4 protein-coding genes are annotated in these 3,072 nt (G+C 67.0%); 1 reads left to right on the forward strand and 3 read right to left on the reverse strand.

Annotated elements, in window-relative coordinates; translation table 11 throughout:
• The 3 genes from SE92_RS06350 to SE92_RS06360 form a co-directional block, all read right to left on the reverse strand.
• The coding region (locus SE92_RS06350) for a hypothetical protein (RefSeq protein ID WP_063194963.1) at positions 1–775 on the reverse strand (775 nt) is incomplete at its 3' end.
• A gap of 173 nt (positions 776–948) precedes the next feature.
• Positions 949–1,152, reverse strand: coding sequence for a hypothetical protein (locus tag SE92_RS06355; protein WP_018321158.1), 204 nt, complete (start codon positions 1,150–1,152; stop codon positions 949–951).
• Between the two features lie 306 nt (positions 1,153–1,458).
• On the reverse strand, positions 1,459–2,121 hold the full coding sequence (locus SE92_RS06360; protein ID WP_063194964.1) for a glutathione S-transferase family protein: 663 nt from the start codon (positions 2,119–2,121) through the stop codon (positions 1,459–1,461).
• Between the two features lie 122 nt (positions 2,122–2,243).
• Between SE92_RS06360 and SE92_RS06365 the strand changes: the two genes are divergently transcribed.
• Positions 2,244–2,960 (forward strand): DUF599 domain-containing protein, encoded by a 717-nt coding sequence (locus tag SE92_RS06365; protein WP_063203371.1) that lies wholly within the window; start codon positions 2,244–2,246, stop codon positions 2,958–2,960.
• The last annotated feature ends 112 nt before the right edge of the window (positions 2,961–3,072 follow it).

Raw genomic sequence — 3,072 nt, forward strand, 5'->3', positions numbered from 1 at the left:
TCACCGGCGGCGTCGACGATGCGCTCGGGAACTCTGCGCTGGTCGGCTTGCCCGTCGGCATCGACGGCGGCAACCCGGCGAGCGCCGCGGTCGCTGGCAGCCCCGCCGGCGCCGCCGCCATCGCCGTTGCAGGCGCGTTCCAGGTCGGCGCATGGCGCGCGACCAGCTGATCATAGAGATGGGAATCCATGTTGGCGGCGACCTGCTGCTGGTCGGTCAGCGCGCGGAACGCGGCGCAGTCGAACTGCGTGCAGCCGTCGCGCGCGACCAGCACCTGCGCCACGAGGCCGTAGCGATCGTGCTCCAGCGACTTGCGCAGCGCCTTCATGTCGGCCGTCAGGCTCTTCTCGGCGGTCGCGGCATCACCGAGCGCCGTCAGGCGGTCGATCCGCGCCGCGGTGGTGGACACGGCCGCAGCCGCAGCATCCGGCGAGCCGAACAGCGCCTTCTCGCAACCGATGGCGACCGCATCGCCGGCGAGATCGTCCAGGCACGACAACGCCGGCAGGCTGGCGATGACGGAGCCTTGCGCGCGCGCCTCGGTCGGTGCCTCCTGCCCCGCCGGTCCGTAGACACGCACGGTGGCAGCACCGGCGATCGCGATGGAGAGCAGCGTAATCACCGTCAGCGCGCCGTTGGCGACCGACCTGTCAGCGCGCAGCAGCGTGATCAGCAGGATCAATCCGAAGAATCCGGCCGCGGCCAGCGTCATCCACATCGGAAAGGCCGGCGAGCGCCAGATTTGGTCGAGCGAAGTGGCCCATGCCCAGTTCATGCGCGACGTCCCCTCACGCGAGCAGAGAGCGAATGGTCAAGCGAGCACCGCTAATCGGCAACTGCCCCTGTGCACCTTGTGAAGGTGAAGCGGGCCTTTTGACGGCAGCAGGTTGCGATTCCCTGATGGCACCAATGCGCGGGGTGCGTCAGCCTTCAGGAGCGCGAGCGGCTTCAGGAGAGCGCGAGCTGGCTCTCCTTGGCGACGCGTTCGAAGGCTTCGGTCGAGCTCTTGATCCGGTACTGGCAGTCGTCGCCGTCGGTCGGCAGCAGACGGATGACCTCATACGAGCCGCTGGCGGCCGGGCGCGCGACGTTGCTGGCCGTGAACAATACGCGCGTTCCAATCGGGAATTTGTGCTTCAACACCCTCTCCATCACTCAAACAACGCCTGCCTCGCCCATGGTCCCACTGCGACGGCCGGCCAGAAACCCAGGCGCTGTATAGCACGCAGAAGGTGGTTTTGGCCAGCGCGATGCCCGCATGGCAAACACGCATATTTTACAGTCTTTTCAGAGTGATAGGGCTGGAACCAGCGGGCCGATGATACCGTCCGGACCGCTCGGTCAGGGCGGCGAGTCGCAGGCCGGTCGCAGCCGGGGTGATCCGCCACCTGCGGCCAATTTCCGCCCCATGAGCGCCGCCGGCCGCCGCGCGGCCAGCAGCCTCGGGCACCCGGGCGATCAGGCGTCCTCGAACTTGGCGATAACGAGCGTTTCGGCGAGCCCGTCGCGGGTCCATTCCTGGAACGCCGGCAGCGCCATCATCGTCTCCATATAGGCCTTGGTGTCCGGCGCGACGTCGATCGCGTAGGTACGCAAGCGATGCACGACCGGCGCGTACATCGCGTCCGCCGCGCCGAAGCGGCCGAACAGGAACGGCCCTTTTGCGCCGTAGCGCGTGCGGCACTCGCGCCAGATTTCCTCGATGCGCGCAACATTGGCCTTGGCGTCCGCCGACAGCGCGATTGCGCGCACGGGCCGATGCAGGTTCATGCCGCATTCGCTGCGCAGCGCCACGAAGCCGGAATGCATCTCGGCGCACACCGAGCGGGCATGCGCGCGCGCGGCGACATCATCCGGCCACAGCTTCACTTCCGGATAGCGCTCGGCGACGTATTCGATGATGGCGAGCGAATCCCACACCGTGACGTCGCCGTCGACCAGCACCGGCACCTTGCCGGCGCGGCTGAAGGACAGGATCTGCTCCTTGTCGGCGGGATTGTCGGTGTAGAGCGGGATCAGCGTCTCCACGAACGGGATGTCGTTGGCGCGAAGCGCGAGCCAGGGCCGCATCGACCATGACGAGTAGTTCTTGTTGCCGATCGCGAGTTTCAGCGCAGCCATGTCATCAGTCCTTCCCGAAACGCTTTGAAACGAGCCGCTTTTAACGCCATCGCCTGCCGCCAATCAATCGTTGCCGCATGCTGCCATGCGTGGCAATCGTGGCGGCTTCCGAGGAGATACAGATGAGCAGGCATTGGGTCGACATCACAGCCGTCGGCTTCTTCATCGTCGAATGGCTGGTCTATGCGCTGACGCTGGAGCATTCGGCCTACGGCCGCGACAGCCTGTCGGCGCGCATGAACCGCTATCGCGAGGTCTGGGTGCGCCGGCTGCTCGATCGCGACGCACGCATGGTCGACATGCAGATCATGGCCTCGCTGCAGAACGGCACCGCCTTCTTCGCCTCCACCAGCCTGATCGCGCTCGGCGGCGCGCTGGCGCTGCTGCACGCCACCAACGACGCGATCACGATCCTGAGCAAGCTGCCCGTCGACCTCAGCACCTCGCCGGCGATGTGGGAGCTGAAATGCGTCGGCCTCGTGCTGATCTGCGTCTACGCCTTCTTCAAGTTCGCCTGGTCCTATCGGCTGTTCAACTACGTCGCGATCCTGTTCGGCGGCATGCCGCCGGCTGGCCAACGAGGCACGCCGGAAGCGGAAGCCCATGTCATCCGCACCACGCGCCTGTTCGAATCCGCCGGCCGCCATTTCAACCGCGGCCAGCGCGCCTTCTTCTTCGCGCTCGGCTATCTCGGCTGGTTCGTCAGCCCCTGGGTGCTGTTCGTGACCACGGCGGCCGTCGTGATCGTGACCTGGCGGCGGCAGTTCGCATCGAGCGCCTGGGCGGCAATGGCGCCGGAGGTGGTGGATGGCGAGAATGGGATCAGGCGCGGTCATTGAGGCGCGTGTCCCGGACGCGCCGCAACGCGCCAGCGTTGCTGCGCAGAGCCGGACCCAGGGCCACACGGGAGGTCGCCGGCGAGATGGGCCCCGGCTCTGCAGCGCACCGCAA

This window comes from Bradyrhizobium sp. AT1 (assembly GCF_001590795.1).
Lineage (GTDB): Bacteria > Pseudomonadota > Alphaproteobacteria > Rhizobiales > Xanthobacteraceae > Bradyrhizobium.